Origin of the sequence: Paracoccus zhejiangensis (assembly GCF_002847445.1) — a bacterium.
Classification (GTDB): Bacteria; Pseudomonadota; Alphaproteobacteria; order Rhodobacterales; family Rhodobacteraceae; genus Paracoccus; species Paracoccus zhejiangensis.
In genome coordinates this window covers 330,928-355,010 of the sequence record NZ_CP025430.1, presented here as the reverse complement: position 1 = coordinate 355,010, position 24,083 = coordinate 330,928, and the positions used below count along the sequence as shown (strand labels likewise).

24 protein-coding genes are annotated in these 24,083 nt (G+C 65.4%); 16 read left to right on the top strand and 8 right to left on the bottom strand.

The window, feature by feature from the left end; all coding sequences use genetic code 11:
* Window position 1: 1 nt before the first annotated feature.
* Window positions 2–706, bottom strand: a complete 705-nt coding sequence (locus CX676_RS01810) for a FadR/GntR family transcriptional regulator (RefSeq protein ID WP_232816557.1) — start codon at window positions 704–706, stop codon at window positions 2–4.
* Between the two features lie 144 nt (window positions 707–850).
* Window positions 851–2,638, bottom strand: a complete 1,788-nt coding sequence (locus CX676_RS01805; RefSeq protein ID WP_101751089.1) for an APC family permease — start codon at window positions 2,636–2,638, stop codon at window positions 851–853.
* On the opposite strand from CX676_RS01805, the gene CX676_RS22435 reads away from it, so the two are divergent.
* From CX676_RS22435 to CX676_RS01780, 7 genes are all read left to right on the top strand, one after another.
* Window positions 2,625–2,987 (top strand): hypothetical protein, encoded by a 363-nt coding sequence (locus tag CX676_RS22435; protein WP_157935823.1) that lies wholly within the window; start codon window positions 2,625–2,627, stop codon window positions 2,985–2,987. The genes CX676_RS01805 and CX676_RS22435 overlap by 14 nt on opposite strands.
* Window positions 2,988–3,145: 158 nt before the next feature.
* Window positions 3,146–3,433, top strand: coding sequence for a hypothetical protein (locus tag CX676_RS01800; RefSeq protein ID WP_232816556.1), 288 nt, complete (start codon window positions 3,146–3,148; stop codon window positions 3,431–3,433).
* A gap of 3 nt (window positions 3,434–3,436) precedes the next feature.
* Window positions 3,437–3,823, top strand: coding sequence for a hypothetical protein (locus CX676_RS01795; RefSeq protein WP_101751088.1), 387 nt, complete (start codon window positions 3,437–3,439; stop codon window positions 3,821–3,823).
* Window positions 3,824–3,833: 10 nt separating this feature from the next.
* Window positions 3,834–4,001: a hypothetical protein gene (locus tag CX676_RS22430; RefSeq protein WP_157935822.1), complete on the top strand. Its 168-nt coding sequence runs from the start codon at window positions 3,834–3,836 to the stop codon at window positions 3,999–4,001.
* A gap of 9 nt (window positions 4,002–4,010) precedes the next feature.
* Window positions 4,011–5,426: an APC family permease gene (locus CX676_RS01790; protein WP_232816555.1), complete on the top strand. Its 1,416-nt coding sequence runs from the start codon at window positions 4,011–4,013 to the stop codon at window positions 5,424–5,426.
* A gap of 18 nt (window positions 5,427–5,444) precedes the next feature.
* Complete coding sequence (locus CX676_RS01785; protein WP_101751087.1) at window positions 5,445–6,143, top strand: hypothetical protein; 699 nt, start codon at window positions 5,445–5,447, stop codon at window positions 6,141–6,143.
* Window positions 6,140–6,412 (top strand): hypothetical protein, encoded by a 273-nt coding sequence (locus CX676_RS01780; protein ID WP_101751086.1) that lies wholly within the window; start codon window positions 6,140–6,142, stop codon window positions 6,410–6,412. Before CX676_RS01785 ends, CX676_RS01780 begins: the two co-directional genes overlap by 4 nt.
* Window positions 6,413–6,427: 15 nt before the next feature.
* Here the strand turns inward: CX676_RS01780 and CX676_RS01775 are convergent, their stop codons facing one another.
* Window positions 6,428–8,794 carry an aminomethyltransferase family protein gene (locus CX676_RS01775; protein WP_101751085.1) on the bottom strand — a complete coding sequence of 789 codons (2,367 nt, stop codon included), beginning with the start codon at window positions 8,792–8,794 and terminating at the stop codon, window positions 6,428–6,430.
* 204 nt (window positions 8,795–8,998) lie between these two features.
* Here CX676_RS01775 and CX676_RS01770 point away from each other — a divergent pair, with 204 nt between their 5' ends.
* From CX676_RS01770 to CX676_RS01750, 5 genes are all read left to right on the top strand, one after another.
* Entirely contained in the window at window positions 8,999–9,952 is a 954-nt protein-coding gene (locus CX676_RS01770; RefSeq protein ID WP_198590257.1) for a LysR substrate-binding domain-containing protein, read from the top strand.
* 117 nt (window positions 9,953–10,069) lie between these two features.
* Window positions 10,070–11,320 carry a sarcosine oxidase subunit beta family protein gene (locus CX676_RS01765; protein ID WP_101751084.1) on the top strand — a complete coding sequence of 417 codons (1,251 nt, stop codon included), beginning with the start codon at window positions 10,070–10,072 and terminating at the stop codon, window positions 11,318–11,320.
* Between the two features lie 11 nt (window positions 11,321–11,331).
* Window positions 11,332–11,619, top strand: coding sequence for a sarcosine oxidase subunit delta (locus CX676_RS01760; protein WP_101751083.1), 288 nt, complete (start codon window positions 11,332–11,334; stop codon window positions 11,617–11,619).
* A complete protein-coding gene (locus CX676_RS01755; RefSeq protein WP_101751082.1) occupies window positions 11,616–14,570 on the top strand; it encodes a sarcosine oxidase subunit alpha family protein in 2,955 nt (984 codons plus the stop codon). Before CX676_RS01760 ends, CX676_RS01755 begins: the two co-directional genes overlap by 4 nt.
* A complete protein-coding gene (locus CX676_RS01750; protein WP_101751081.1) occupies window positions 14,563–15,129 on the top strand; it encodes a sarcosine oxidase subunit gamma in 567 nt (188 codons plus the stop codon). The genes CX676_RS01755 and CX676_RS01750 overlap by 8 nt, the downstream gene beginning before the upstream one ends.
* A gap of 5 nt (window positions 15,130–15,134) precedes the next feature.
* Here CX676_RS01750 and CX676_RS01745 read toward each other — a convergent pair whose 3' ends face one another.
* Complete coding sequence (locus CX676_RS01745; RefSeq protein WP_101751080.1) at window positions 15,135–16,148, bottom strand: GlxA family transcriptional regulator; 1,014 nt, start codon at window positions 16,146–16,148, stop codon at window positions 15,135–15,137.
* Window positions 16,149–16,269: 121 nt separating this feature from the next.
* Here CX676_RS01745 and CX676_RS01740 point away from each other — a divergent pair, with 121 nt between their 5' ends.
* A complete protein-coding gene (locus CX676_RS01740) occupies window positions 16,270–16,899 on the top strand; it encodes a helix-turn-helix domain-containing protein (RefSeq protein WP_101751079.1) in 630 nt (209 codons plus the stop codon).
* A 3-nt stretch (window positions 16,900–16,902) separates the two neighbouring features.
* Here CX676_RS01740 and CX676_RS01735 read toward each other — a convergent pair whose 3' ends face one another.
* The 4 genes from CX676_RS01735 to CX676_RS01720 form a co-directional block, all read right to left on the bottom strand.
* Window positions 16,903–17,943 carry a heme-dependent oxidative N-demethylase family protein gene (locus CX676_RS01735; protein WP_101751078.1) on the bottom strand — a complete coding sequence of 347 codons (1,041 nt, stop codon included), beginning with the start codon at window positions 17,941–17,943 and terminating at the stop codon, window positions 16,903–16,905.
* A 10-nt stretch (window positions 17,944–17,953) separates the two neighbouring features.
* On the bottom strand, window positions 17,954–18,919 hold the full coding sequence (locus tag CX676_RS01730; protein WP_101751077.1) for a PDR/VanB family oxidoreductase: 966 nt from the start codon (window positions 18,917–18,919) through the stop codon (window positions 17,954–17,956).
* On the bottom strand, window positions 18,916–19,524 hold the full coding sequence (locus CX676_RS01725; RefSeq protein ID WP_101751076.1) for a dimethylamine monooxygenase subunit DmmA family protein: 609 nt from the start codon (window positions 19,522–19,524) through the stop codon (window positions 18,916–18,918). The genes CX676_RS01730 and CX676_RS01725 overlap by 4 nt, the downstream gene beginning before the upstream one ends.
* Window positions 19,525–19,598: 74 nt before the next feature.
* Complete coding sequence (locus tag CX676_RS01720; protein WP_101751075.1) at window positions 19,599–20,738, bottom strand: aminomethyltransferase family protein; 1,140 nt, start codon at window positions 20,736–20,738, stop codon at window positions 19,599–19,601.
* A 359-nt stretch (window positions 20,739–21,097) separates the two neighbouring features.
* Here CX676_RS01720 and CX676_RS01715 point away from each other — a divergent pair, with 359 nt between their 5' ends.
* From CX676_RS01715 to CX676_RS01705, 3 genes are read left to right on the top strand one after another with little or no spacing between them, the layout of a single operon-like run.
* A complete protein-coding gene (locus CX676_RS01715; protein ID WP_101751074.1) occupies window positions 21,098–21,994 on the top strand; it encodes a class II glutamine amidotransferase in 897 nt (298 codons plus the stop codon).
* Window positions 21,995–21,996: 2 nt separating this feature from the next.
* A complete protein-coding gene (locus CX676_RS01710; protein ID WP_101751073.1) occupies window positions 21,997–22,686 on the top strand; it encodes a GltB/FmdC/FwdC-like GXGXG domain-containing protein in 690 nt (229 codons plus the stop codon).
* 11 nt (window positions 22,687–22,697) lie between these two features.
* Window positions 22,698–24,026, top strand: a complete 1,329-nt coding sequence (locus CX676_RS01705; RefSeq protein ID WP_101751072.1) for an FMN-binding glutamate synthase family protein — start codon at window positions 22,698–22,700, stop codon at window positions 24,024–24,026.
* Window positions 24,027–24,083 lie beyond the last annotated feature (57 nt).

Below are 24,083 nucleotides of genomic sequence, written 5' to 3'. Positions count from 1 at the left end.
CCTACAACTCCTGCAGCAACAGCTTCTGTTCCTCGACCAGGTGCAGCTTGATGAACTCGACCGCTGCCTCGATGTCGCGGGCAGCGATGGCGTTGAACAGCGTGTTGTAACGCTGCTGGTAATCGCCGATCCGCTTGGGGGTCAGGTGGCGACGCAGCATGGCGGCGCGGAAATTCTGCCGGCAGGCGTCAATTGTCAGCTCGTAACAGGCTGCCAGCAGCGGGTTGCCGCTGCCCTCGGCGATCTGGCGGTAGAATTCTTCTTCCTGCCGGGCGAAGGCGGTGGCATCGGTGCGCACCTGCTCCATCTGCGACAGGGTCTCGCCAAGCGCCTCGATCTGGCGCGGCGCCATGTGGATGACCGCAAGCCGGATCATTTCCGGCTCCAGAATGCCGCGCATGACCAGGTGGTGCAGCGGGCTGGTATTCGCCGCCAGCGCCGAGCCGGTGGAGTTGCGGAACTCCTCGCCCTGCTGGGCGACGAAACTGCCGCTGCCGGCGCGGCGGCGGATCACCCGCCGCGTCTCCAAGACGTCCAGCGCCTCGCGCACGGTGTTGCGGGCAACGCCCAGTTCCGCGGCCAGCGTGCGTTCGGCCGGCAGCCGCTCGTCAACCTGGTACTCCCCGGCCTCGATCCGCGCCAGAAGCGTGTCGATCACCCCCTGCACCGTCGCGCCGATCGTCGCCTCGGCGGGATCGGGGGTCATGAGTTGCATCCGTCGCGTGGTCACCTTCGGCCTCCGCCGTTTCTCGCTTCAAGACTAAGCCGGATCGGGGCCAAAGCTCAACCGCGGCAGAACGCAAACGGGCGGCCCGGAAGGGACCGCCCGCCTCGGGGGGAACGCGATGGGTCAACCCGGCAGGACGAAGAACCAGTTCGCCCAGATCACGATGGTCGCGCCCAGAGCCAGCGCCAGATAGGGCAGGATGCCCGCCTTGCGCTCGCCCAGCTCGCCGCCCTTGAGACCCAGGTCCTCCAGCGCCTCGGGCGGGAAGTGGCCGCCATCCTGCACGTAATGGCGATACCAGAAGACCGGCAGGATCAGCGCGGCGAAGATCACCCCCGACCACAGCGCGCCGGAATAGCCCCAGACCTTGGCCCCGGCGCCGAGGAACAGCGCGTTCACGAAGGCCAGCACGGTGTTCAGCCCGATCAGGAAGGTCGGCGCCTTCCACGGCCGGCGGATATGGCCCGAATCGATCCGGTGGATCCAGCCGGCGTTCAGGTTGAGGAAGTTGAAGGTCAGGTAACCCACGTTCGAGATGGCGAGGACATAGAAATACCCCCCCGCATCCGAGGCCAGCGCCAGCAGGAACAGGTTGAAGCCGAGATCGGTCCACATCGCATTGGTCGGCGCGCCATGTTCGTTCACATGGCCGAGGTAGCGCGGCAGCCAGCCATCGCGCGACCCCTGATAGAGGGTGCGCGACGACCCGGCCATGGCGGTCATGATTGCCAGGAACAGCGCCATGATCATCAGGATCACGAAGATCTGGGTGACAATGTTCGAGGCGCTGACCATCGAGCCGAGCGCGGCGGCGATGCCGGTGCCATCGACGATTCCCGGCTCCAGCATCCCGGCGGCGCCGAAGACGCCCTGAAACGAGAAGGGGATGACGAAGAAGAAGACCATGCAGAGGAGGCCCGAGAAGAAGATGGCCTTGAACGTGTCCCGCGCCGGATCGCGCATCTCGGCTGTGTAGCAGACGGCGGTCTCGAAGCCATAGGTCGACCAGGCGGCAATATACATGGCGCCCAGAAACAGCGTCCAGCCGCCCACATCCCAACTGCCCCGGTCACCGCCATAGGCGACCGAGGGCGGCACGATGTCGGTCACGTTCATGTAGTTGATCGAGCCGGTGATGATCGGCACGATGCCGACGAGGAACAGCGGCACCAGCACGATCACCGCCAGCACCTTCTGCGCGCTGGCGGTCGAGGCGATGCCGCGATGCTGGATGGCGAAGATGATCAGCATCAGCACCGCGCCGATCACGAAGGTCGAGTTGAAATGCAGCGTGCCAAGCCCGGGAATGGTCAGGGCGAAGGCCTCCCAGTGGCGGATCGCCGGGGTCAGGGCCTCGACGGCCGCGGCGGTCGAGACGGCGGAAATGGCATCCGCCGGGCTCGTGCCGGCATTGGCGGCGAGGTAGTCGACAACCGGCTGGCTCTCGGCGGTGAACTGCGCGCCATTGGCCGCGATCCAGTCCAGCACCAGCTGGCTGTCGGCTGCGGGAATGGCAAACAGCGCGTTCAGCACATAGCCTGCGGCGATGGCACAGCCGAGCGACAGCACCGGCGACCAGGCGAACCAGTTGCACCAGACCGACAGCGGCGCGATGATCTTGGAATAGCGCAGCCAGGCCGTCGCGCCGTAAATCGAGGCGCCGCCCGACTTGTTGCCGAACATGCCGGCCATCTCGGCATAGGTGAAGGATTGCAGGAAGCCCATGCACATGGACAGCATCCAGACGACATAGGCCGCCTGCCCCGCCACCCCGGCGATCCCGCCGATCGAGAACAGCACCAGCGGCGGCACGCCCGCCGCCACCCAGAAGGCGCCGCGCCAGTCCAGCGCCCGGTGCAGGCTGCCGCTTGGCGCCGCGCTCTCCGTGGACGCATTAATGTCCGTCGACATCTCGTTTCCTTTCCCTGTTCTGGACGGATTGGCCGATCTTGCGCCGGCGATCCCGCGGCTTCATTGGCGTTGCGCAGGGCATGTCCTGTCGCTGGCGGCGTGCGCCGCCTGCCGGACAATCTGCCGCAAGACCGTCCATTCTCAAAGAAAAATTTTGCCTAGTAAGAAACAATCATTCATTTCAATGCAATTCCTGTCCCCTTCATCGGTACCGGAACACGCTGGAAGGGAGGAATCGTCAGCGATTTCGCGCAGGGCGATCCAACCGCGAATTGATCGCGGTCAAATCTGCCTTCTGTTTGGGCATCCCCCCGATAGAACCCTGCAAATGCTGGCCTGTGCCGCGTGATACCCCATCAGATTAGCCCTGAGCGACTCGCCCGGACTCAGTTGAAACTTGACAAAATGCCCGACAGCTAGTTTCCTATCCGTTAAAAAAGTTGATTGCAGAATAAGTCATTGGCCGCCGAACGCGGCCGGAACGTGATCGACAGACCGGGAGGAACCATGTCTGACCTGCAAGCACGCATCGAAAGGATGCATCGACGCGACGTGACCGTTGCCTGGGCCTTCGTGCTGGGATTGTGGCTGGCGATGGGCTTCGTCGCGCTGGCGACCTGGAGCCTCGCGCCCACGGCGGCGGCGCGGACAGTCCTGCTGATCGGCGGCGCCACGGTGCTGGTGTTCAACACCGCCGCGATCATGGCGATGCTGAAGCATTACCGCGAGGACCGGGATTTCATGTACGGGCTCGACATCAAGTTCCTCGACGCCGCCCGCGCGGCCAGGGGGTAAGCCATGGCCCGCTATACCCCACCCGTGCAAAGCAAGTTCGGCCAGATCACCGACGTGATCGTGCTGCTGCTTCTGACCGTCGGCGCGCTCTACATCCCGCTGTGGCTGGGACTGGCCGGCAGCGCCAAGACCGCCAATGTGCCGGAAAACCCGACCTGGGAATCGCTCGGCCAGAACCCGGTCATGGTCGAGAAATGGAACCAGCTGGGCTATGCCGACCCGGCCTCGGCGGCCGAGTTGATCACCGCGCGTTTCGACTATTCCTTCTCGATCGCCAGCCTCGTGGTGATGATCGTCGTCATCGTCGGCTATTACGCGATCATGCTGAAACTGTCGGAAAAGGAATATCGCGACGTCATCGCCGAGAAATTCGGCGAGAGCCGGAGCTGAGGAGCGGAACATGGACCTGTGGGACTTCATGGAACTGGCAGCCTGGGCGGCTTCGGCGGTCCTTGGCTTCATCATCGTGCGCGACTGGATCAAGACCGACAGCAGCTATTCCGAAGAGGTGCTGACCTCGTCGCGGGAAGGCGAGCTCGAGGCGATGACCGAAGAACACAAGGGCTGAGAGGGCAGGATGGCCGAATTCGACATCACTTCGAAGACGATGGACGGCATGGGCCCGCATGGTACCAATGTCGGCCTGCTGCGCGTGCTTGGGCCGGCCCATGTCTGGGCGCTTGGCGTCGGCATCGTTCTGGTCGGCGAGTACATGGGCTGGAACTTTGCCGTGGGCAAGGGCGGCGCCTATGCGGCGCTGATCGCCTGCTGGTTCGCCGGGCTGCTGTATTCCTGCGTCGCCATGATCGACAGCGAGGTCACATCGACCGTCGCGGCGGCGGGCGGGCAATACACGCAGGCCAAGCATATCGTCGGCCCGCTGATGGCCTTCAATGTCGGCCTCTATCTCGTCTTCGCCTATACCATGCTCGAGGCCGCCAATGCGATCACCGTGGGCTTCCTGATCGATACCGTGGCGGTGATGACCGGGCATGAGGGGCTGGACCAGCGGCCCTTCATCGTGCTGGCGATCATGTTCCTTGCCTGGCTGAACTATCGCGGGGTGCTGGCCACGCTGACCTTCAGCCTCGTCATCACTGCCATCGCCTTCAGCGCCATCCTGATCCTGTTCTTCGCCACTTCCCCGATCTTCGGCAGCGACGTGCTGCAGCACAGGGCGCTGATGACTGACCTGCCCTATGGCTGGCTCGGCGTGCTGGCGGCGATGCATTTCGGGCTGTGGTATTACCTCGGGATCGAGGGCACGACACAGGCCGCCGAAGAGGTCCGTTCGCCCGCCCGCGCCCTGCCCTTCGGCACGCTGGCCGGGATCATGACGCTGCTGATCGCGGCGACCCTGACCTGGTATGTCTGCGTCGGCCTGATGCCCTGGGAATATCTCGGTCAGGCCGGGGTGCCGCTGTTTGACGCCGCGCGGCTGTCGGGCTCGACGGCGCTGATGGTGCTTCTTGGGATCGGCACCCTCTTTGCCACGCTGGCCTCGGCCAATGGCTGCATCAACGACGCCTCGCGCGCCTGGTTCGCCATGGGGCGCGACCATTACCTGCCCTCGTGGTTCGGCGCGGTGCATCCGGTCTATCGCACCCCCTATCGCTCGATCATCTTCCTCGTGCCGATCGCGCTGATCTTTGCCCTTGGCGCGCCGCTGGATCAGGTCATCACCTTCTCGATCCTGTCGGGCCTTCTGGAATATACCTTCATGCCGATCAACGTGATCATGTTCCGCCGGAAATGGCCGCTCGGCACGATCAAGCGCGGCTATCAGCATCCGTTCCACCCGGTCCCGGCCATCGTGCTGCTCTGCCTCTGCGGCATCGCCTTCTTCGCGGTGTTCCTTGGCTATGGCACCCAGCTTGTGGCGATGATCTCGTTCTATGTCATCGTCTCGCTGTGGTTCCACTTCCGCCGCTATCGCTATGTCCGCCGGGCGGCGCAGTTCACCATGCCCTGGCCGCGTCCGCAGGGCTATTGAGCGGGCAGAAAGGCCGGGATGGAACAGCTTGGACTGGGACTTCTGGGGACCGGACTGGGGGCGGGGCTCGCGCTGCTGGCCCGACAGACCCTGCGCGCGGGACGGGCGCGCAAGGCCGGGCGGCGCGCCTATTTCGACCATTGCGCCGAGGGGCTGACCAACCCGCGCCGGGGCGAGGGCAGCGCCGGCTTTCCGCGTCTGGCCGGTCAGCATGGCGGGGCCGAGTTCGATCTGCAGGCGGTGCCCGACACGCTGACCTTCCGCAAGCTGCCGGCGCTCTGGGTGTTGGTCACGCTGCCCGCGCCGCTGCCGCTGCGCGCCACGCTGGACCTGATGATCCGGCCCACCGGGGTCGAACCCTTCTCGCACTTCCACAGCCTGCCCGACCAGATCACCCCGCCCCCCGGCTTCCCCGAGGATTGCGCCCTGCGCAGCGACGCGCCCGAGGCCCTGCCGCCCGAGGACATTCTCGCCCCGCATCTCGGGCTGTTCGCGGATGACAGCGTCAAGGAGCTGATCCTCTCGCCCAAGGGCCTCAGGATCACCTTTCTGGCCGAGGAGGCGAACCGGGGCCGCTATCTCATCTTCCGTGATGCCGAACTGGGCGCCACGCCCCTGCCCTTCGCCCGAATCCTGCCGCATCTCGACACCCTCCTGTCGCTGCGCCGCGACCTGCTGGCCCGGCACGACCCGCCGCGCGCGCGGGCCGTCGGATGACCAAGCCGCCGCTCAATCCCCGGCTGATCCTCGCCGCGGCGCTGATCCTGCCCGGCACCGGGCAGGTGCTGAACCGCAAGCCGGTGCGCGGGCTGGTGTTCCTGTTCTTCATCCTGCTGCTGGGCGGCTACACGCTGAAGACGGCGGCACCCGAGGTCTCGATCATCGGCAAGCTGTCGGGTGGCATCTTCGTCTATGCCATGTCGATCTTCGACGCCTACAAGCAGGCCCGCATCCGCACCGAGATCTGGCGGCATCAGCACCGCTGACACCGCCCGGCGCGGTCAGTAATTGCCCTTCACCCGTTCCTTGGTCGGGTCGAAATGAGGGAAGGGCACGACCGTCGCCAGCAGGCGCTTCTGATCGCCGTCCAGCCGCCCGACCTCGAGCCGCGTCCCCGGCTCGGCATGGGTCACATCGACCCGCGCCAGCGCGATGACCTTGCCGAGGATGGGCGATTTCACCGCCGAGGTGACGACGCCGATCTGCGGCTTGCCGACATGCACGCAATCGCCAGGGGTCGGGACGATGCCGCCATCGAGATCCAGCCCCACCAGCTTCTTCTGCGGGTTGGCCTTGCGCGCCTCCAGCGCGGCGCGGCCGATGAAATCGTCGCTCTTGCCCTTCAGCGGCACGGCAAAGCCGATCCCGGCCTCCATCGGGTCGGTCTGGTCGTCAAACTCCGACCCGGCAAAGATTAGCCCGGATTCGATCCGCAGCATGTTCAGCGCCTTCAGCCCCAGCGGGATCATCCCCATCGGTTCGCCCGCCGCCCAGATCGCATCGAAGATCTCGGTCGCGTCCTTGGGATGGCAGAAGACCTCGTAGCCCAGCTCGCCCGAATAGCCGGTGCGACTGAGGACCAGCGGCGGGCCGTCGAAACCGTGAAGGCGGCCAATGGTCAGGCGGAACCAGCCCAGCTCCTCTACCGTGGGCTGCGCCGGCGGGGTCCAGATCACCTCTTTCAGGATGTCCCGCGACAAGGGGCCCTGCACCGCGATGTTGCAATGATGGTCGGTCGAGCCGCGCACCCAGACGTTCAGCCCGCGCTCGACCGCCTGCTTGCGCAGCCACAGACCCGACTGGTCATTGCCGCCAATCCAGCGGAAATTCATCTCGCCAAGGCGGAACACCGTGCCATCGTCGATCATGCCGCCATGGTCATAGCACATGGCGGTATAGACGATGCCGCCCACCGGCAGCTTCTTCATGTCGCGGGTGACGCAGAGCTGCATCAGCGCCTCTGCATCGGGGCCAGTCACCTCGTATTTGCGCAGCGGCGACAGGTCCATCACCACCGCCTTCTCGCGCGCCGCCCAATATTCGGCGGTGGCGCCGTGACTGGTCATCTCGTTCGGCAGCCAATAGCCGTTATACTCGACGAAATTGCGGGTATGGCGCGCAAAGCAGTCGTGAAAGCCGGTTTTCCTGGTCTCTTCCAAATCAGCCCCCGGGGTTTTGCGCCAGCCGATGGAGCGCTTGAATTCTTCGGTCTTGTCATAGGTCCGCACCTGGATGTCGGTCGGGTTCCAGCCATTGGCCGGATCGATGTCGCAGGGACAGGCGGTCGAGATGCAGACGAGATCGGTCAGCGCCCTGAGCAGGACATAATCCCCCGGCCGTGACCACGGATCGTCCATGCCGATGGCATGGCTGTTATCCAGGAGCGTGTTGAAGAAATAGTTGATCGCAGGCCAGCCGCCGCGCGGGCGGATGCCGAAATTCGACAGCGCGGCATTGATATTGTCGGAACAGTTCACATGACCCGGATAGCCCAGATCGGCGTAATAGCGCGCGGTGCAGGCGAGGCCGAATGTGTCGTGCCGCCCGATCGTGTCCTGCACGATTTCCAGCAACGGCTCGTGATCGACGGTGAAATATTTCGAGTTGAGCCCCGGCATCGGGTAAAGCGAGCCCATCAGCGAGCGGGTGGTGGTCGGGTCGATCTCACGCTCCAGCCCCTTGTCCAGCGCGCGCAGCGAGAAGGCCTGAAAGTCCGAGCATTCGCGGCCCTTCACGTCGAGGATCTGGATATATTGCCCGGCCTTGACCTCATAGGGCACGGCCTGACCGGGCAGGATGTTCAGGTCGATCAAGGGATCGGCCAGCGGATCGGGCGCAACCAGCTGGTCCTTGCCAGCCGGCATCGTGGCACGGCGGATATACAGCACCACATCGGTTGGCGCCCATTGCTCCTGCGGCTCCATCGGTCCACCGGCGGCGCAGACGATCAGCAACCCGTCGACCGAACTGGTGAAGCTGGCGTAATCGCCGGGGCGCGAGCCATCGGCAAAGACCAGCGTGCCATCGGCGCGGCCCAGATCGAAGCCCGATTTCTCCAGCGCGCGCACCACCTTGCGGCCCGAGGGGTCGCGGATCAGCGCCTCTTTCAGCCCTTCCGGATCGCGCCCGCCCTCGGCCCCGATCATCCCGGCATCCGAGCGGCCGTCATGGGCAAAGACCACCAGTTCCACCGGTTGCAGCCCCTCGCGGTCCTGAATCGTGATCTCGTCGCCCTTGAAGATCGGCACCGCCCGGCTGCCGCCCCCCGGCACCGGATGGCGTTCCACCCCCGGCGGTAGGACCGGCAGGCCGGGGACCAGCACCCCGGCGCGTTGGAACGGCGTCTCGAAAAGCAGGGGCTGGTTCATCACCGGGACTCCAATGCGTCAAATCAGCTTCGCCGCCGCAGCGTGCCTCCCCACTATGGCCGAGGAGACCGCCGAACCCTGCGAAGAATATTGGCGGTCCTTGCCGCTAATTTCTGATGCCAAGCGGGCCTGTATCTTCTAGCGTCGGGAAGGTTTACCGGGCCGCGCGGCCACCGCCGCAGAAGGCAGGAAGGACAGCAAGGAATGACGCAGGATCACGCCAAGCGCCTCTCGACCGAACGGCGGCGGCCGCTGCCGCCGCTGGACTATCTTCTCGCCTTCGAGGCGGCGGCGGATCAGATGAGCTTTGCCGGCGCGGCGCGGCAGCTGAACATCAGCGAGACCGCGATCAGCCGCAAGGTGCGGCTGCTGGAATTGCATTTCGGCCTCGATTTCTTCTCGCGCGGCCACCGCTCGATCGAGCTGACCGCGCAGGGCCGCGAATTTCAGGCCCGCATCCTGCCGGCGCTGGAGCTTCTGCGCAGCGCCGCCGATGACATGCTGAAGACCAGTCAGAAGCGCCCGGTGGTGCTGGCGGCGACCAACTCGGTCGCCTCGCTGTGGCTGACCCCGCGGCTGCACGATTTCCGCCAGACAACGAAGCCGGTCAGCATCATGCTGGTCGCCTCGGACAATGACGACGAATGCCTGGCCGAGACAGTGGACCTGGCGATCCTCAGGGGCGATGGCGACTGGAAGGGGTTCGAGGCCGAGCGACTGTTCGGCGAGACGGTGTTTCCGGTCTGCTCGCCCGACTTCCTTGCCCGCCATCCCGAGGTCACCGAGGCCAAGAACCTGCCCGCCGCGCCGCTGATCGAAGTATCCAGCAGCCATACCGAATGGATGAACTGGCGCATCTTCCTGTCGCATCTGGGTGTGAATGGCGGGCGGCTGGACCGGGCCACGCTGTTCAACGCCTATCCGCTGTCGATCCAGGCGGCGGTGGATGGGCTGGGCGTGGCCCTGGGTTGGGCGCATCTGGTCGATCCGCTGCTCGACTCGGGCCAGCTGGTTCGCCCGCTTGGCGATCAGCAGGTGCGGACCGAGCATGGCTATTACCTGCTGGTACCAAAGAACCGCCCTGCATTTCCCGGCCGCAGCGAGGTCGCCGACTGGCTGATGCAGATGAGCGCCAACCGCAAACGCTATGGCCCCTGAGCCGCGTCCCTGAACATTCCCCCGCCATGTCGGAAGTCGCCTGCAGGATGTCCGAACCGGACCTAGCGCGCGACGCCGCCGCGCCCCAGTCTCGGGGGGCAACGCGCCGGGGGTGAGATGAGATATTCGGGCTTCAAGGTCCTCAAGGAGGCACTGACCGGGCACAAGGGCTGGCGACCGGCCTGGCGCGATCCCGAACCGAAAGCCCATTATGACATCGTCATCGTCGGCGGCGGCGGGCATGGGCTGGCCACGGCCTATTACCTCGCCAAGGTCTTCTCGCAGGCCAGCGTCGCGGTGATCGAGAAGGGCTGGATCGGCGGCGGCAATGTCGGGCGTAACACCACCATCATCCGCTCGAACTATCTGCTGGACGGCAACGAACCCTTCTACGAATTCTCGATGAAGCTGTGGGAGGGGCTGGAGCAGGATTTCAACTTCAACGCCATGGTCAGCCAGCGCGGCGTGCTGAACCTCTGCCACAGCGACGGCCAGCGTGACGCCTTTCGCCGGCGCGGCAATGCCATGCGGCTGAACGGCGTTGATGCCGAGCTTCTGGATACCGAAGGCGTGCGCCGCATTGCCCCCTTCCTGAATTTCGACAGCGCCCGCTTTCCGATCAAGGGGGGGCTGTTGCAGCCGCGCGGCGGCACGGTGCGCCATGACGCGGTGGCCTGGGGCTATGCCCGTGGTGCCGACAGCCGGGGTGTCGACATCATCCAGAATTGCGAGGTCACCGGCTTTCGCATCGAGAACGGCCAGTGCCGGGGGGTCGAGACCACGCGCGGCTTCATCGGTGCCGGCAAGGTGGGCGTGGCGGTGGCGGGCTCGTCGGGCCAGGTCATGGCCAAGGCCGGGCTGCGCCTGCCCATCGAAAGCCACGTGCTGCAGGCTTTTGTCTCGGAGGGGCTGAAGCCACTCTTGCCCGGGGTTATCACCTATGGCGCGGGGCATTTCTATGTCAGCCAGTCCGACAAGGGCGGGCTCGTCTTTGGCGGCGATATCGACGGCTACAACTCCTATGCCCAACGCGGCAACCTGCCGGTGGTCGAGGATGTCTGCGAGGGCGGGATGAGCCTGATGCCAATGATCGGCCGCGCCCGGCTGTTGCGCATGTGGGGCGGGATCATGGACATGTCGATGGACGGCTCGCCCATCATCGACCGCACGGATATCGGCGGGCTCTATTTCAACGGCGGCTGGTGCTATGGCGGGTTCAAGGCCACGCCGGCCTCGGGCTGGTGCTTCGCGCATCTGCTGGCGACCGACCGCCCCCACGACACCGCCACCGCCTATCGCTTCGACCGCTTCCGCAAGGGGCTGATGATCGATGAAAAGGGCGTCGGCGCCCAGCCCAACCTGCACTGAGGTCAGACCAGATGCTTATTCCCCACCCTCTGCTCGGCCCGCGCGACAGTCAGGAATTCACCTATCTCGGCGATGCCAGCCTGATCGACCGCCCCGACGGGTTGGCCGAGGGCGCGCTCGACCTGTTCCATGACTACCTCTACCTACGCGACAACCCCGCCGGGCTGCATCAGGAGCTGTGGTTTCACGAACAGGGCGACCGCAGCTGGCTGGTGGTGACGCGCGACACCCGCACGCATGAGATCGTTTCGGCGGAACTGGCCAGCGACGTGGCCCGGGCAAGGGGGCGCAGCAGATGAGCCAGAGCCACCGGATCGAGGGCGGGCTGATCGACCGCACGCGGCGGCTCGACTTCCGCTTTGACGGCAAGAGCTATCAGGGCCATCCGGGCGACACGCTGGCCTCGGCGCTGATGGCCAATGGCGTGCGGCTGATGGGCCGATCCTTCAAGTATCACCGCCCGCGCGGCCCGCTGACCGCCGGTTCCGAGGAACCGAATGCGCTGGTCGAGCTGCGCCGCGGCGCGCGCCAGGAACCGAACACCCGCGCGACCGTGGCCGAGCTTTACGACGGGCTGGACGCGCGCAGCCAGAACCGGATCGGCGCGCTGTCCTTTGACCTGCTGGCGGTCAATGACCTGATGTCGCCCTTCCTCGCGGCGGGCTTCTATTACAAGACCTTCATGTGGCCCAAGGCCTTCTGGGAAAAGCTCTACGAGCCGATGATCCGCCGGGCGGCGGGTCTGGGCAGTCTCAGCCGGGAAACCGATCCCGATCTCTACGACAAGGGCTTCCTGCATTGCGACCTGCTGGTCATCGGTGGCGGTCCTGCGGGTCTGGCGGCGGCGCTGACGGCGGGTCGGGCCGGGGCCGATGTGATCCTCGCCGACGAGGATTTCCTGATCGGCGGGCGGCTGAATGCCGAGACCCTGACCCTTGGCGATGCCAGCGGCGCGGACTGGGCCAAGGCGAGCGCCGCCGAACTGGCGAGCCTGCCGAATGTGCGGCTGATGCCGCGCACCACCGTCATCGGCGCCTTTGACCACGGCATCTATGGCGCGCTGGAACGCAATGCCGATCACCTGCCCGCCCCCGCCGCCGGCAAGCCCCGCCAGACGCTGTGGCGCATCTATGCGAAACGCAGCCTCCTGTGCGCCGGCGCGACGGAACGCCCGATCGCCTTCCGGAACAATGATCGGCCCGGTATCCTGATGGGCGCGGCGCTGCGCAGCTATGCCAACCGGTGGGCCGCCGTCCCGGCGCAGGAGGTGGCGATCTTCACCAACAATGACGACGGCCACCGCACCGCCGCCGATCTGCTGGCCAAGGGCGTCAGGGTCGCGGCGGTGATCGACAGCCGTTCCGACGCCCCGAAACCCGGCGGCTACGAGGTGCTGGCCGGGGCGGTGGTCACCGATGCGGCCGGTCGTCTGGGGCTCAAGTCCGTTACCGTGAAGCTTGCGAGTGGCGAGACCAAGGTCATCCCCTGCCAGCTTCTGGGCGTCTCGGGCGGCTGGAACCCGAATGTGCATCTGACCTGCCACCAGCGCGGGCGTCCGGTCTGGGATGCGTCACTGTCGAGTTTCGTGCCCGGCGGCGTGCTGCCCCCCGGCCTCTCGGTCGCGGGCGCGGCGCAGGGCCAGATGTCCACGGCTGCCTGCCTGCGGTCCGGCGCCGAGGCCGCAGTTGCCGCCCTGTCGGATCTTGGGGTCACCGCCCATCCCGCCGATCTGCCCGAGGCCGAGGATGCGCCCTACCGGATCACGCCGCTTTACCATGTGCCGGGCAAGGGCCGCGCCTGGCTGGACCAGCAGAACGATGTGACGGTGAAGGATGTGAAGCTGGCGCATCAGGAAGGCTATGTCTCGGTCGAGCATCTGAAGCGTTACACCACGCTTGGCATGGCCACCGATCAGGGCAAGACCGCGAACCTTGGCGGGCTGGCGGTGATGGCCGAGATGACCGGGAAATCCATCCCCGAGACCGGCACCACCATCTTCCGCCCGCCCTATACGCCGGTGCCGATCGCCGCCTTTGCCGGGCGCTCGGCCGGCAAGGATTTCCGCCCCACCCGGCTGACCCCCAGCCATCACTGGGCGGCCCGGCAGGGCGCGGTCTTTGTCGAGGTGGGCATGTGGATGCGGGCGCAATGGTTCCCGCGTCCGGGCGAGACCCAGTGGCGGCAATCGGTCGACCGCGAGGTTCTGGCCACCCGCAAGTCGGTCGGCATCTGCGACGTGACCACGCTTGGCAAGATCGACGTTCAGGGCAGCGAGGCGGCGGAGTTCCTCAACCGCATCTATGCCAATGCCTTCGCCAAGCTGCCGGTGGGCAAGGTCCGTTACGGGCTGATGCTGCGCGAGGACGGGATGGTGATGGATGACGGCACCGCCGCGCGGCTGGCCGAGGATCATTTCGTCATGACCACCACCACCGCCAATGCGGTGGGCGTCTATCGGCACATGGAATTCTGCCGCCAATGCCTCTGGCCCGATCTCGACGTGCAGATCATCTCGACCACCGAGGCATGGGCGCAATATTCCGTGGCCGGGCCGAATGCCCGCAAGCTGCTGCAAAAGATCGTCGATCCGGAACATGACCTCTCGAACGAGGCCTTCCCCTATATGGGCTGCGCCGAGATCACCGTCTGCGGCGGGCTGCGGGCGCGGCTGTTCCGCATCTCCTTCTCGGGCGAGCTGGCCTATGAGATCGCGGTGCCGACGCGCTATGGCGATGCACTGATGCAGCGGCTGGTCAAGGCGGGGGCGGAATTCGACGCCGTGGTCTATGGCACCGAGGCGCTTGGCGTCATGCGGATCGAAAAGGGTCATGCCGCCGGGAACGAGCTGAATGGCACCAGCACGGCGCTGAACCTCGGCATGGGCGGGATGGTGTCGAAGAAAAAGGACAGCATCGGTTCAACCCTTTCCGAACGCGAGGGGCTGAACCGCGAGGATGCGCTGGTGCTGGTCGGCTTCCGGCCGGTGAACCCTGCCGAAAGCTTCACCGCCGGTTCGCATTTCATCGCCCGCGAGGCCGAGGCCAATGCGACGAATGACCAGGGTTACATGACCTCGGTTTGCTTCTCGCCGAGCCTCGGCCATAGCATCGGGCTTGGCTTCCTGAAGAACGGCGCAGCCCGCAAGGGCGAGGTGCTGCGCGCGGTGAACCCGGTGCAGGATGCCGAGACGCTGGTCGAGGTGGTCAGCCCGCATTTCATCGATCCCGAGGGAGAGCGCGTCCGTGCATGATCTGGCCCCCCTGACCCCGCTTGGCGGCACCACGCCCCGGACCGACCGGATCGGCGCGCTGGTCATCCGTGAAGTCACCGACCGGGCGCTGGCCTCGGTCACCTGCCGGCGCGGGCAGGAGGCGGCATTCGTGGACGCTGCCACAGGCCTGTTCGGTTTCGCCCCCCCTGCCCCCGGACGATGGGCCGAACGCGGCGACTGGTCGCTGATCTGGACCGGACCGGACCAATGGTTCGCCGAAGCCCCGTTCGAGAGCCACGAGGAGATCGCGCGGATCATCAAGGACGGGTTTGGCGCCAGCGCCTCGGTCACCGAGCAAACCGATGGCTGGGTGCGCTTCGACATCGAGGGCGCAACGGTCATCGAGCTGCTGGAACGGCTCTGCCCGCTGCCGACCCGCCGGATGGAGACCGGCGCGGCAACGCGCAGCCTCGTCGAGCATATGGGCTGTCTGGTGATCTGCCGCAGCGCCGGTGCGCGCTTCAGCCTGATCGCGCCCCGGTCCTTCGCCGGCTCGCTGCACCACGCCCTCATGGCGGCCGCCCACAGCATCGCCTGAGGGGGTCAGGCCGAGGGCAGCGGGCGGTTGTCCTCATAGCGGAAGCGGTTGATGGTGCTGCGATCCTCGGCCGGGCTGGTGCCGAATTCCTGCCGGTAATGCCGCGTCAGCGGCGGCAGGGTTTCATACCCCACCGCCACGGCGATGCGCGGCAATGGCTCGCGCGAGAACAGTACCAATTGCCGCGCGGCCTTCATCCTGAGCGTGCGGTAATAGCGCGCGGGGCTTTGGCCGGTGGCCTTCTTGAACTGGCGCTCCAACTGCCGCGACGAGACACCCACCTGCTGCGCCACCTCCTCGACCGCGATCGGTTCCGACAGGCGGCTGGCCAGCAGATCGACGGCCTTCGCGACCGAGGCGGGCAGCAGGTCCACCGTGCTTTCGCGGCGGAAGGTCGGGGTCTTCTGGCGGATGCCGCGGCCGCGCACCACCGGGTGCTGGAACCAGCAGGCGACCTCGGTGGCGATGTCGGCGCCAAGCCGGTCCTCGATGAAGCTGAGCATCAGATCGAAAGAGGCGGCGGCGCCCGAGACGGTATAGCGCGGATGGTCGAAGACGATCACATCATCGCGCATCGGCAGGTCGGGAAATTCCTGCGCGAAGGCCGCCTCGTAGCACCAATGGACCGAGACCGCGTGCCCGTCGAGAAGGCCCGAGCGCGCCAGCGGAAACACCCCGCCGCTGACGCCCCCCACCGCCGTTCCATGCCGCGCCAGCCGGCGCAGCTGGCCCTCGGCAGCTTTACGGTCAGTGAAATTGGCGGTCGGGCTGCTGAGCAGGAACAGGTAATCAAGCCCGGTGGCCTCGGACAGCGTCAGGTCCGGCTCGAACACCACCTCGGCGCTCGAGGCGACACGATCCGGCGTTTCCGCCAGAATCCGCCAGCGGAATGCGGTGCTTCCGGCGATCTCGTTGGCAGCGCGCAGCGGCTCGATCATCGAGGTGAGGCAGGACATCGGAAAGCCCGGAAAGATCAGGAATCCGATGGTGGTGACACGTTGCTGAGGCAGAGGTTGCATATTACCATCAGGAAACTTATCGGGCAGCCCTGCCCTGACTAAACCCGAATCCCGCTTCGGTGTGCAAGTCAATTTGTGATGTTTGACCACGGCCCGCAGGGTCAGAAGAACCGGAGTTTCCATGACCGAACCCGTATTGGCGCAAGACCCGCACAAGGTCAGGGAAGAGCGCGAGAATATCCTCGAGGTCGCAATCGGCCGCGAGGTCCGGGCCTTCCGCCATCAAAGCGGCATGACCATCGCCGAATTGTCGAACCGCACCGGGTTGTCGATCGGGATGCTGTCGAAGATCGAGAACGGCAATACCTCGCCCTCGCTGTCGACGCTGCAATCGCTGGCTCATGCGATGAGTGTGCCGCTGACCTCGTTCTTCCGCCGTTTCGAGGATGTGCATCACGCGGTGCATACCAAGGCCGGCACCGGGGTCGAGACCGAGCGGCGCGGGACGCGGGCGGGGCATCAATACAACCTGCTGGGTCATCTGGGGAACAACTCGACCGGGGTGACGGTCGAGCCCTACCTGATCACCCTGACCACGGAATCGGATGTCTTTCCCACCTTCCAGCACGAGGGGATCGAACTTCTCTACATGCTGGAAGGTGAAGTGGACTACCGGCATGGCAAGAATGTCTATCCGTTGAAGCCCGGCGACACGCTGTTCTTCGACGCCGATGCGCCGCATGGGCCGGAGGTGCTGGTGAAGCTGCCGGCGCGCTACCTGTCGATCATCTCCTACGTGCAGGGCAAGTAGCCTTCAGTCCGGAAAGATCCCCGGCGAGGTCGGCGCACCGTCGTCATAGGCCGAGAGGTAATCGACGATCATCGGGCGGTTGCGGATGAAGCCCTTGTAGGTCGCCAGTTCCTCGGGCAGGTCACGCAGCACGCGGTGCAGGCGGCGGCCCCATTTCGGCACGCTGACCACATCCTCCAGCCGGATCAGGTAGCAGCGGATCGGAAAGACCAGCGCATTCGAGCGCGGCAGGCGGAAGAAGCTTTGCAGCTCGACCCGCAGGTATTGCTTCTGGCCAACGTTCTCGGGGGTCAGTTCGGTCTTCTGCACGCCCCATTTGTGGTAGTTCTCGGGGCTGGTATCCAAGAGCGGGTTGACCGTCATGGTCCAGTTCAGCCGCCTATATGGCGCGCCCTGCTGCAGGTTCAGAAGGAACTTCAGCGCCCGCTGGAACACCCCCAGTTCATGCGCCAGCGGCACCGGCGCGTGCCATTCGTAGAAGTTCATGCCGATGTCGAAATCCAGTGACCAGTCGGCCTGCGTGGTCACCATGCCGGCATCCATCCACAGGTTTTCCTCGCGCTGATCCAAGAGGGCGAAATCGCCCTGTGCCTGCCGGGTGATGTATTCCATCGGGCCGCAGGGCAGCGTGCTGTCGTCGAGGAAGGTAAAGCGCTGATCGATCCCCAGCGGCTTGTTGATCCAGTGCCAGCGGTCGCCGTCGCGGTGAAGCTGGAACAGGTCCGGATAGTCGCGCGCCTTGGCCTCCATGATCAGCTCGACCAGGTCCCAGCCCGCCAGCGTCATATGCGGCAGCGACTGGCATCGCAGCGGGTCATTGGCCAGTACCCGCGCGCGGTCCTTCATTTCCGAGATGTAATGCTCGTCCACGTCGAAGGTGTTTTCGAACACCGATCCCGGGCGCAGCGACAGGTGCGGCTCGAGATTGACCGAATACATGTAGCTGTCTTCGTGGAAGGGAAAGGGAAATCGCTGGATCGCCCAGGGCGAATTCCGGAAGGTATAGTCGTCGTGGAAGGTCTCGTCCTTGAACTGGATGGTCATCGCGCCTCTCCTATCGGTCAATCACGAGGGATTTTCCCTCGAACCGCGACACGCATGGCATGATCTTCTTGCCGCACGTCTTCTGGTCATCCGTCAGCCAGTGGTCGCGGTGGATAAAATGGCCCTCGTGGCTGACCACATCGGTCTCGCATTGCCCGCAGGCACCGCCCCGGCACAGATAGGGCGCATCGACCCCGGCGGCTTCCAGCGCCTCGAGCATGCTTTGATGTTCGCCGACGGTGATGACCCGGCCGGTGCTGGCCAGTGTCACCTCGAAGGGCTGACCCGATTGCGGGGCGAGGAATTCCTCGTAATGGACCGCCTCGGCCGGCCAGCCGTGATCCTCGGCCGTGCGGATCACCCAGTCGATCATGCCCTTGGGACCGCAAACATAGAGATGCGTGCCGAGCGGCTGGCCATCCAGCAACCGGGCCAGATCGATCACCTGTGTCTGGTCGTCGTGATAGACATGCACATTGGCCGGGAAACGCTCGGCCAGTTCCCCGGCATAGGACCCCAGCGCGGCGGTGCGGACGGCATAATGCAGCTCGAACCGGCCACCGGTCGCGGCCAATTGCTTGATCTGGGCGAGGAAGGGGGTGATGCCGATGCCCCCGGCGATCATCAGGTGCTTTTTCGCCCGCAGATCCAGCGCGAAGAGGTTCACCGGATAGCTGAGCACCATACGGTCACCGACCTTGACCTGCCGGTGCATGTAGAGCGAGCCGCCCCGCCCGGACTCGTCGCGCCGGACCGAGATGGTGAAGGCGCGGCGGTCGCGCGGGTCGGACATGAGCGAATAGGGGTTCAGCCGGGTGACGTCGCCGTCGCGCATCTCGACCACGGTATGCGCGCCGCCGGAAAAGGTCGGCATCTCGCCGCCATCGCTGCGCTCGAAGCGGAAGCGTTTCACCAGCTCGTTGACCTCGACCACGTCGGTCACGGTCACGTCGATCTTCCGGGTCCCCGCGCTCATGAATAAAGCTCCTTCGACGGGGGAACCTCGCCCGGGTCCTCGGCATCGATGCAGACCCCCTGGAAGGCCGCCATGCGCCGCGAATAGTGATCGCGGACGAACAGGTTCAGCCCGCAATGGGCGCAAACGAAGGGATCGGTGGTCACGTCTTCGGTGATGCCCTTGCAATGGACGCATTGCATCCGCCGCGCGACCGAGCCGCGATGCTCGGTCTGGATGGCACCGGCGGGGATGCCGGCCTCGATCGCCTCACGCATCGCCTTCCCCATCAGCCCCTCGGTCCCGGCCAGATAGACCTGCAGGCCCATATGGGCATCGGCCAGCGCCTTCCTCAGGCGCGGCTCGGCGGCGGGATAGCTGGGCCCGACATAAAGCTGCGCCGGTGCCAGCGCCTCGAGCCGCCGGGCATAGGTCGCGCCGGTGGCCTTGGGCAGGTAGATGACATGGGCCCGCTCCATCAGTCCCGGCGCCGCGGCCGCGAGGTCCAGCAGCGCCTCGGCCCCCTCGGCATCGGCGACCATCAGATGCGCCGAGCCGGGCCTTGCCGTCAGCCGACCATAGACCGGCCGGCTGGCGATGGATTTCGGGAACTGGAATCTCGTCATTTCCCCGCTGGTCCTTTCGCGTCTTGCAGGTTCGGGACGGGATGCGGACCGGCAGCGGCCCGCATCCCCGCAGTTCAGCCCTTGGCAGTCCGCCGCTTCTTCTCGACATCATAGAAGGGCATCGAATGGGTGGTCGCGGCAATGTCGCCATGGGTGCCGCAGCGCACCGTCAGCCTGGTGCCGTCATTGGCGCAATCGACCGGCAGCCGGGCGATGGCGATGTTGTGCTTGTTCAGCGGCGAATACATCGCCTGCGTCACCACGCCCACCTGCTGATCTCCGCGATAGACCGGCGCGCCATTGCCCGGCACGTTCGTTCCCTCGAGCACAAGCCCCCAGATCTTGAACCGCTCGCGGCCCTTCAGCCGGTAATGTTCCTCGGCACCACGGAAGCCGGTCTTGCCGGGCGAGACGGTGAAATCGAGGCCAAGTTCCCACAGCGTATCGCCGGGGCCCTCGTCGTCGAACGGATACATCTCGGAATTGTCATAGGGGAAGAACAGCAGATAGCTTTCGGTCCGCAGCAGGTCCAGCGTCGTGAAGCGGCAGGGAATGATCCCCATCGACGCCCCTTCCTCGAGAATGCGGTCCCAGATCGCCGGCGCGTCCTGCCCCCGGCAGAAGATCTCGTATCCGCGCTCGCCGGTATAGCCGGTGCGCGAGATCATCACCGGCAGGCCGAATAGCGAGGTCTGCATATGGCTGAAATAGTTGAGGTTGCGGATGCCCTCGACATGCTGCTGCAGATAATCGACGGCCAGCGGCCCCTGCAGCGACAGGTCGTGCAGGTTGTCGTCAAAGCGGATCGAGACATCGCGCCCGGTCGCCGCCATGGTCAGCTGCTCATGGGCCCCGCCCGAGCCATGCACCACCATCCAGGCATTGGGGCCGGTGCGATAGATGACGCAATCATCCACGAACTTGCCGGCATCGTTCAGCATGGCGGCATAGACCGAGCGGCCGGGCATGATCTTCTCGACATTGCGGGTGGTGGCGCGGTCGATGACATGACTGGCGGCGGCACCGGTGATGTGGACCTTCTTCAGCCCCGAGACATCCATCAGTCCGGCCTTGGTGCGGATCGCCAGGTATTCCTCAAGCGGGTCGCCCTTGGCATAGGACCAGGCCGTGCCCATCCCGCTCCAGTCTTCCAGGTCCGACCCCAGCGCGCGATGCCGGTCGCCCAGTGCCGAGAATCTCCAAGATGCCGTCATTGCTGTCTCCCTTGTCCCTTGTTGTCGTCTGTCAGCCGCGCCGGGCGGCAGGATGCACCGGACCAGGCCCGGGGCTTTGCGGATGATTGTGGTCCGAAACCCCGCAGCGGCAGCGAAGAATATTGGCAGCCGATGCCCCACATAATTGCAGGCAAAGCCCGCTTGTCTGGCGTCATCATGATTGCAAGCCTCCGGCTGGCAGGAAGGGGCTGGACCGCAAGACAGATGCCGCGCGGGCGCCCCGGATCGCTGAAGGATAGACCCGGCCGGTTATTCTCACAAGAAAAATTGTTTCTTCATAGTTGCTGTTCGGAAATGCTGCTGCTAGGCTGAAACGACACCAGCAAGGGAATCAGATCATGTGCGGCATTGTCGGACTTTTCCTGAAGGACAAATCACTTGAACCGCAGCTTGGCGCGATGCTGACGGAGATGCTGATCACCATGACCGATCGCGGCCCCGACAGCGCGGGCATCGCCATCTATGGCGGCGCGGATGACGGCGCGGGCAAGATCACCGTCCAGTCGCCGCAGCCCGAAAAGGACTTTGCCGATCTGGACCGCGAGCTGAAGGACGCCATCGGCAAGCCGGTCGGCATGGTGATCCGCAGCACCCATGCGGTGTTGGAGGTGCCGGTCGACCAGGTCGAGGCCGCGCGCTCGGCGCTGGCCGAGTTGCGCCCCGGTCTCAAGGTGATGAGCGTCGGCGACAGTCTCGAGATCTATAAAGAGGTCGGTCTGCCCAAGGACGTGGCCAGCCGCTTTGAGCTGGCCAAGATGCGTGGCACCCATGGCATCGGCCATACCCGCATGGCCACCGAGTCCGCCGTGACCACCAATGGCGCGCATCCCTTCTCGACCGGCTCGGACCAGTGTCTTGTCCATAATGGCTCGCTGTCGAATCACAGCAGCCTGCGCCGGATGCTGGCGCATGAGGGCATTTATACCGAGACCATGAACGATACCGAGGTCGGCGCCGCCTACCTGACCTGGCGGATGAAGAACGGCGCGACCCTTGGCGAGGCGCTGGAAGGCACGCTCGAGGATCTGGACGGCTTCTTCACCTTCGTCGTCGGCACCCATGACGGCTTCGGCGTGGTCCGCGACCCGATTGCCTGCAAGCCGGCGGTCATGGCCGAGACCGATCAATATGTGGCCTTCGGGTCGGAATACCGGGCGCTGGTGAGCCTGCCCGGGATCGACACCGCCCGGGTCTGGGAGCCGGAGCCCGCAACCGTCTACTTCTGGAACCACTGACCATGCAGAAATTCGACCTCGAGGCGCAGGGCCTGCGCGCGCTGAACGCGGCCCTTCACGCGCTGAACGGCCAGACCAATGAAACCGCGTGGGAGGTGGTGAACCCGAAGGGATCGCACAGCATCGCGGTGGGCCTCGACGCGCCGATCGAGCTGACCGTGCATGGCTCGACCGGCTATTACTGCGCCGGGATGAACAAGCAGGCGACCATCCGGGTCAAGGGCTCGGCCGGCCCGGGCCTGGCCGAGAACATGATGTCGGGCGCGGTGATCGTCGATGGCAATGCCTCGCAATATGCCGGTGCCACCGGGCGCGGCGGTCTGCTGGTCATCAAGGGCGATGCCAGTTCGCGCTGCGGCGTGTCGATGAAGGGCATCAACATCGTCGTGCACGGCAATATCGGCCACATGTCGGCCTTCATGGCGCAGTCGGGCAACCTGGTCGTCTTGGGCGATGCCGGCGATGCGCTTGGCGACAGCCTTTACGAGGCGCGGCTGTTCGTGCGCGGCTCGGTCAAGTCGCTGGGTGCCGATTGCGTCGAGAAGGAGATGCGGCCCGAACATCTGGAGCTGCTGGCCGATTTGTTAAAACAGGGCGAGGCCGAACATCTGGCAAAGCCCGAAGAGTTCAAGCGCTATGGCTCGGCCCGCAATCTCTACAATTTCAACATCGACAACGCGTCGGCTTACTGAGGCGAACCCCCATGAGTGATTTCCCCCATACGCCGCCGCGCTTTTCTGCCACCTTCACCCCGGCGGTGAATGCCGAGATCCGCCGGGCGGCCGCCTCGGGCATCTATGACATTCGCGGCGGCGGCACCAAGCGGCACCTGCCGCATTTCGACGACCTCTTGTTCCTCGGCGCCTCGATCAGCCGCTATCCGCTGGAAGGCTATCGCGAGAAATGCGCCACCGATGTTTGGCTGGGCACGCGGCACGCGAAGAAGCCGATCCACCTGGACATCCCGGTCACCATTGCGGGGATGAGCTTTGGCGCGCTCTCCGGCCCGGCGAAAGAGGCACTGGGGCGCGGGGCCTCCGAGGCCGGGACCTCGACCACCACCGGCGATGGCGGCATGACCGAGGAAGAGCGCGGCCATTCCAAGACGCTGGTCTATCAATACCTGCCCTCGCGCTATGGCATGAACCCCGACGACCTGCGCCGCGCCGACGCGATCGAGGTGGTGGTGGGTCAGGGCGCCAAGCCCGGCGGCGGCGGGATGCTGCTCGGCCAGAAGATCTCGGACCGGGTCGCGATGATGCGCAACCTGCCCAAGGGCATCGACCAGCGCTCGGCCTGTCGGCACCCGGACTGGACCGGCCCCGATGATCTGGAGATCAAGATCAACGAGCTGCGCGAGATCACCGATTGGGAAAAGCCGATCTATGTGAAGATCGGCGGCGCCCGGCCCTATTACGACACCGCGCTGGCGATCAAGGCCGGGGCCGATGTGGTGGTGCTGGACGGGATGCAGGGCGGCACCGCCGCGACGCAGGACGTGTTCATCGAACATGTCGGCATGCCGATCCTCGCCTGCATTCCGCAGGCGGTGAAGGCGCTGCAGGACATGGGCATGCATCGCAAGGTGCAGCTGATCGTCTCGGGCGGCATCCGCAGCGGAGCCGACGTGGCCAAGGCCATGGCGCTTGGCGCCGATGCGGTGGCCATCGGCACCGCTGCGCTGATCGCGCTTGGCGACAACGACCCGGCGCTGGAAGAGGAATACCAGAAGCTCGGCAGCACCGCCGGCGCCTATGACGACTGGCACGAGGGCCGCGATCCGGCCGGCATCACCACACAGGACCCCGAGCTCTACAAGCGTTTCGACCCGGTTCTCGGCGGACGGCGGCTGAAGAACTACCTGAAGGTGATGACGCTGGAGGCGCAGACCATCGCGCGGGCCTGCGGCAAGAACCACCTGCACAATCTTGAACCCGAAGACCTCTGCGCGCTGACCATGGAGGCCGCCGCCATGGCGCGCATCCCGCTGGCCGGCACCGATTGGTATCCGGGCAAGGGCGGAGGCATGTAACCGCACAGACCCCGCATCTGCACCGCCTTGCCAAGCGCAGGTCCAACCAACAGGGAA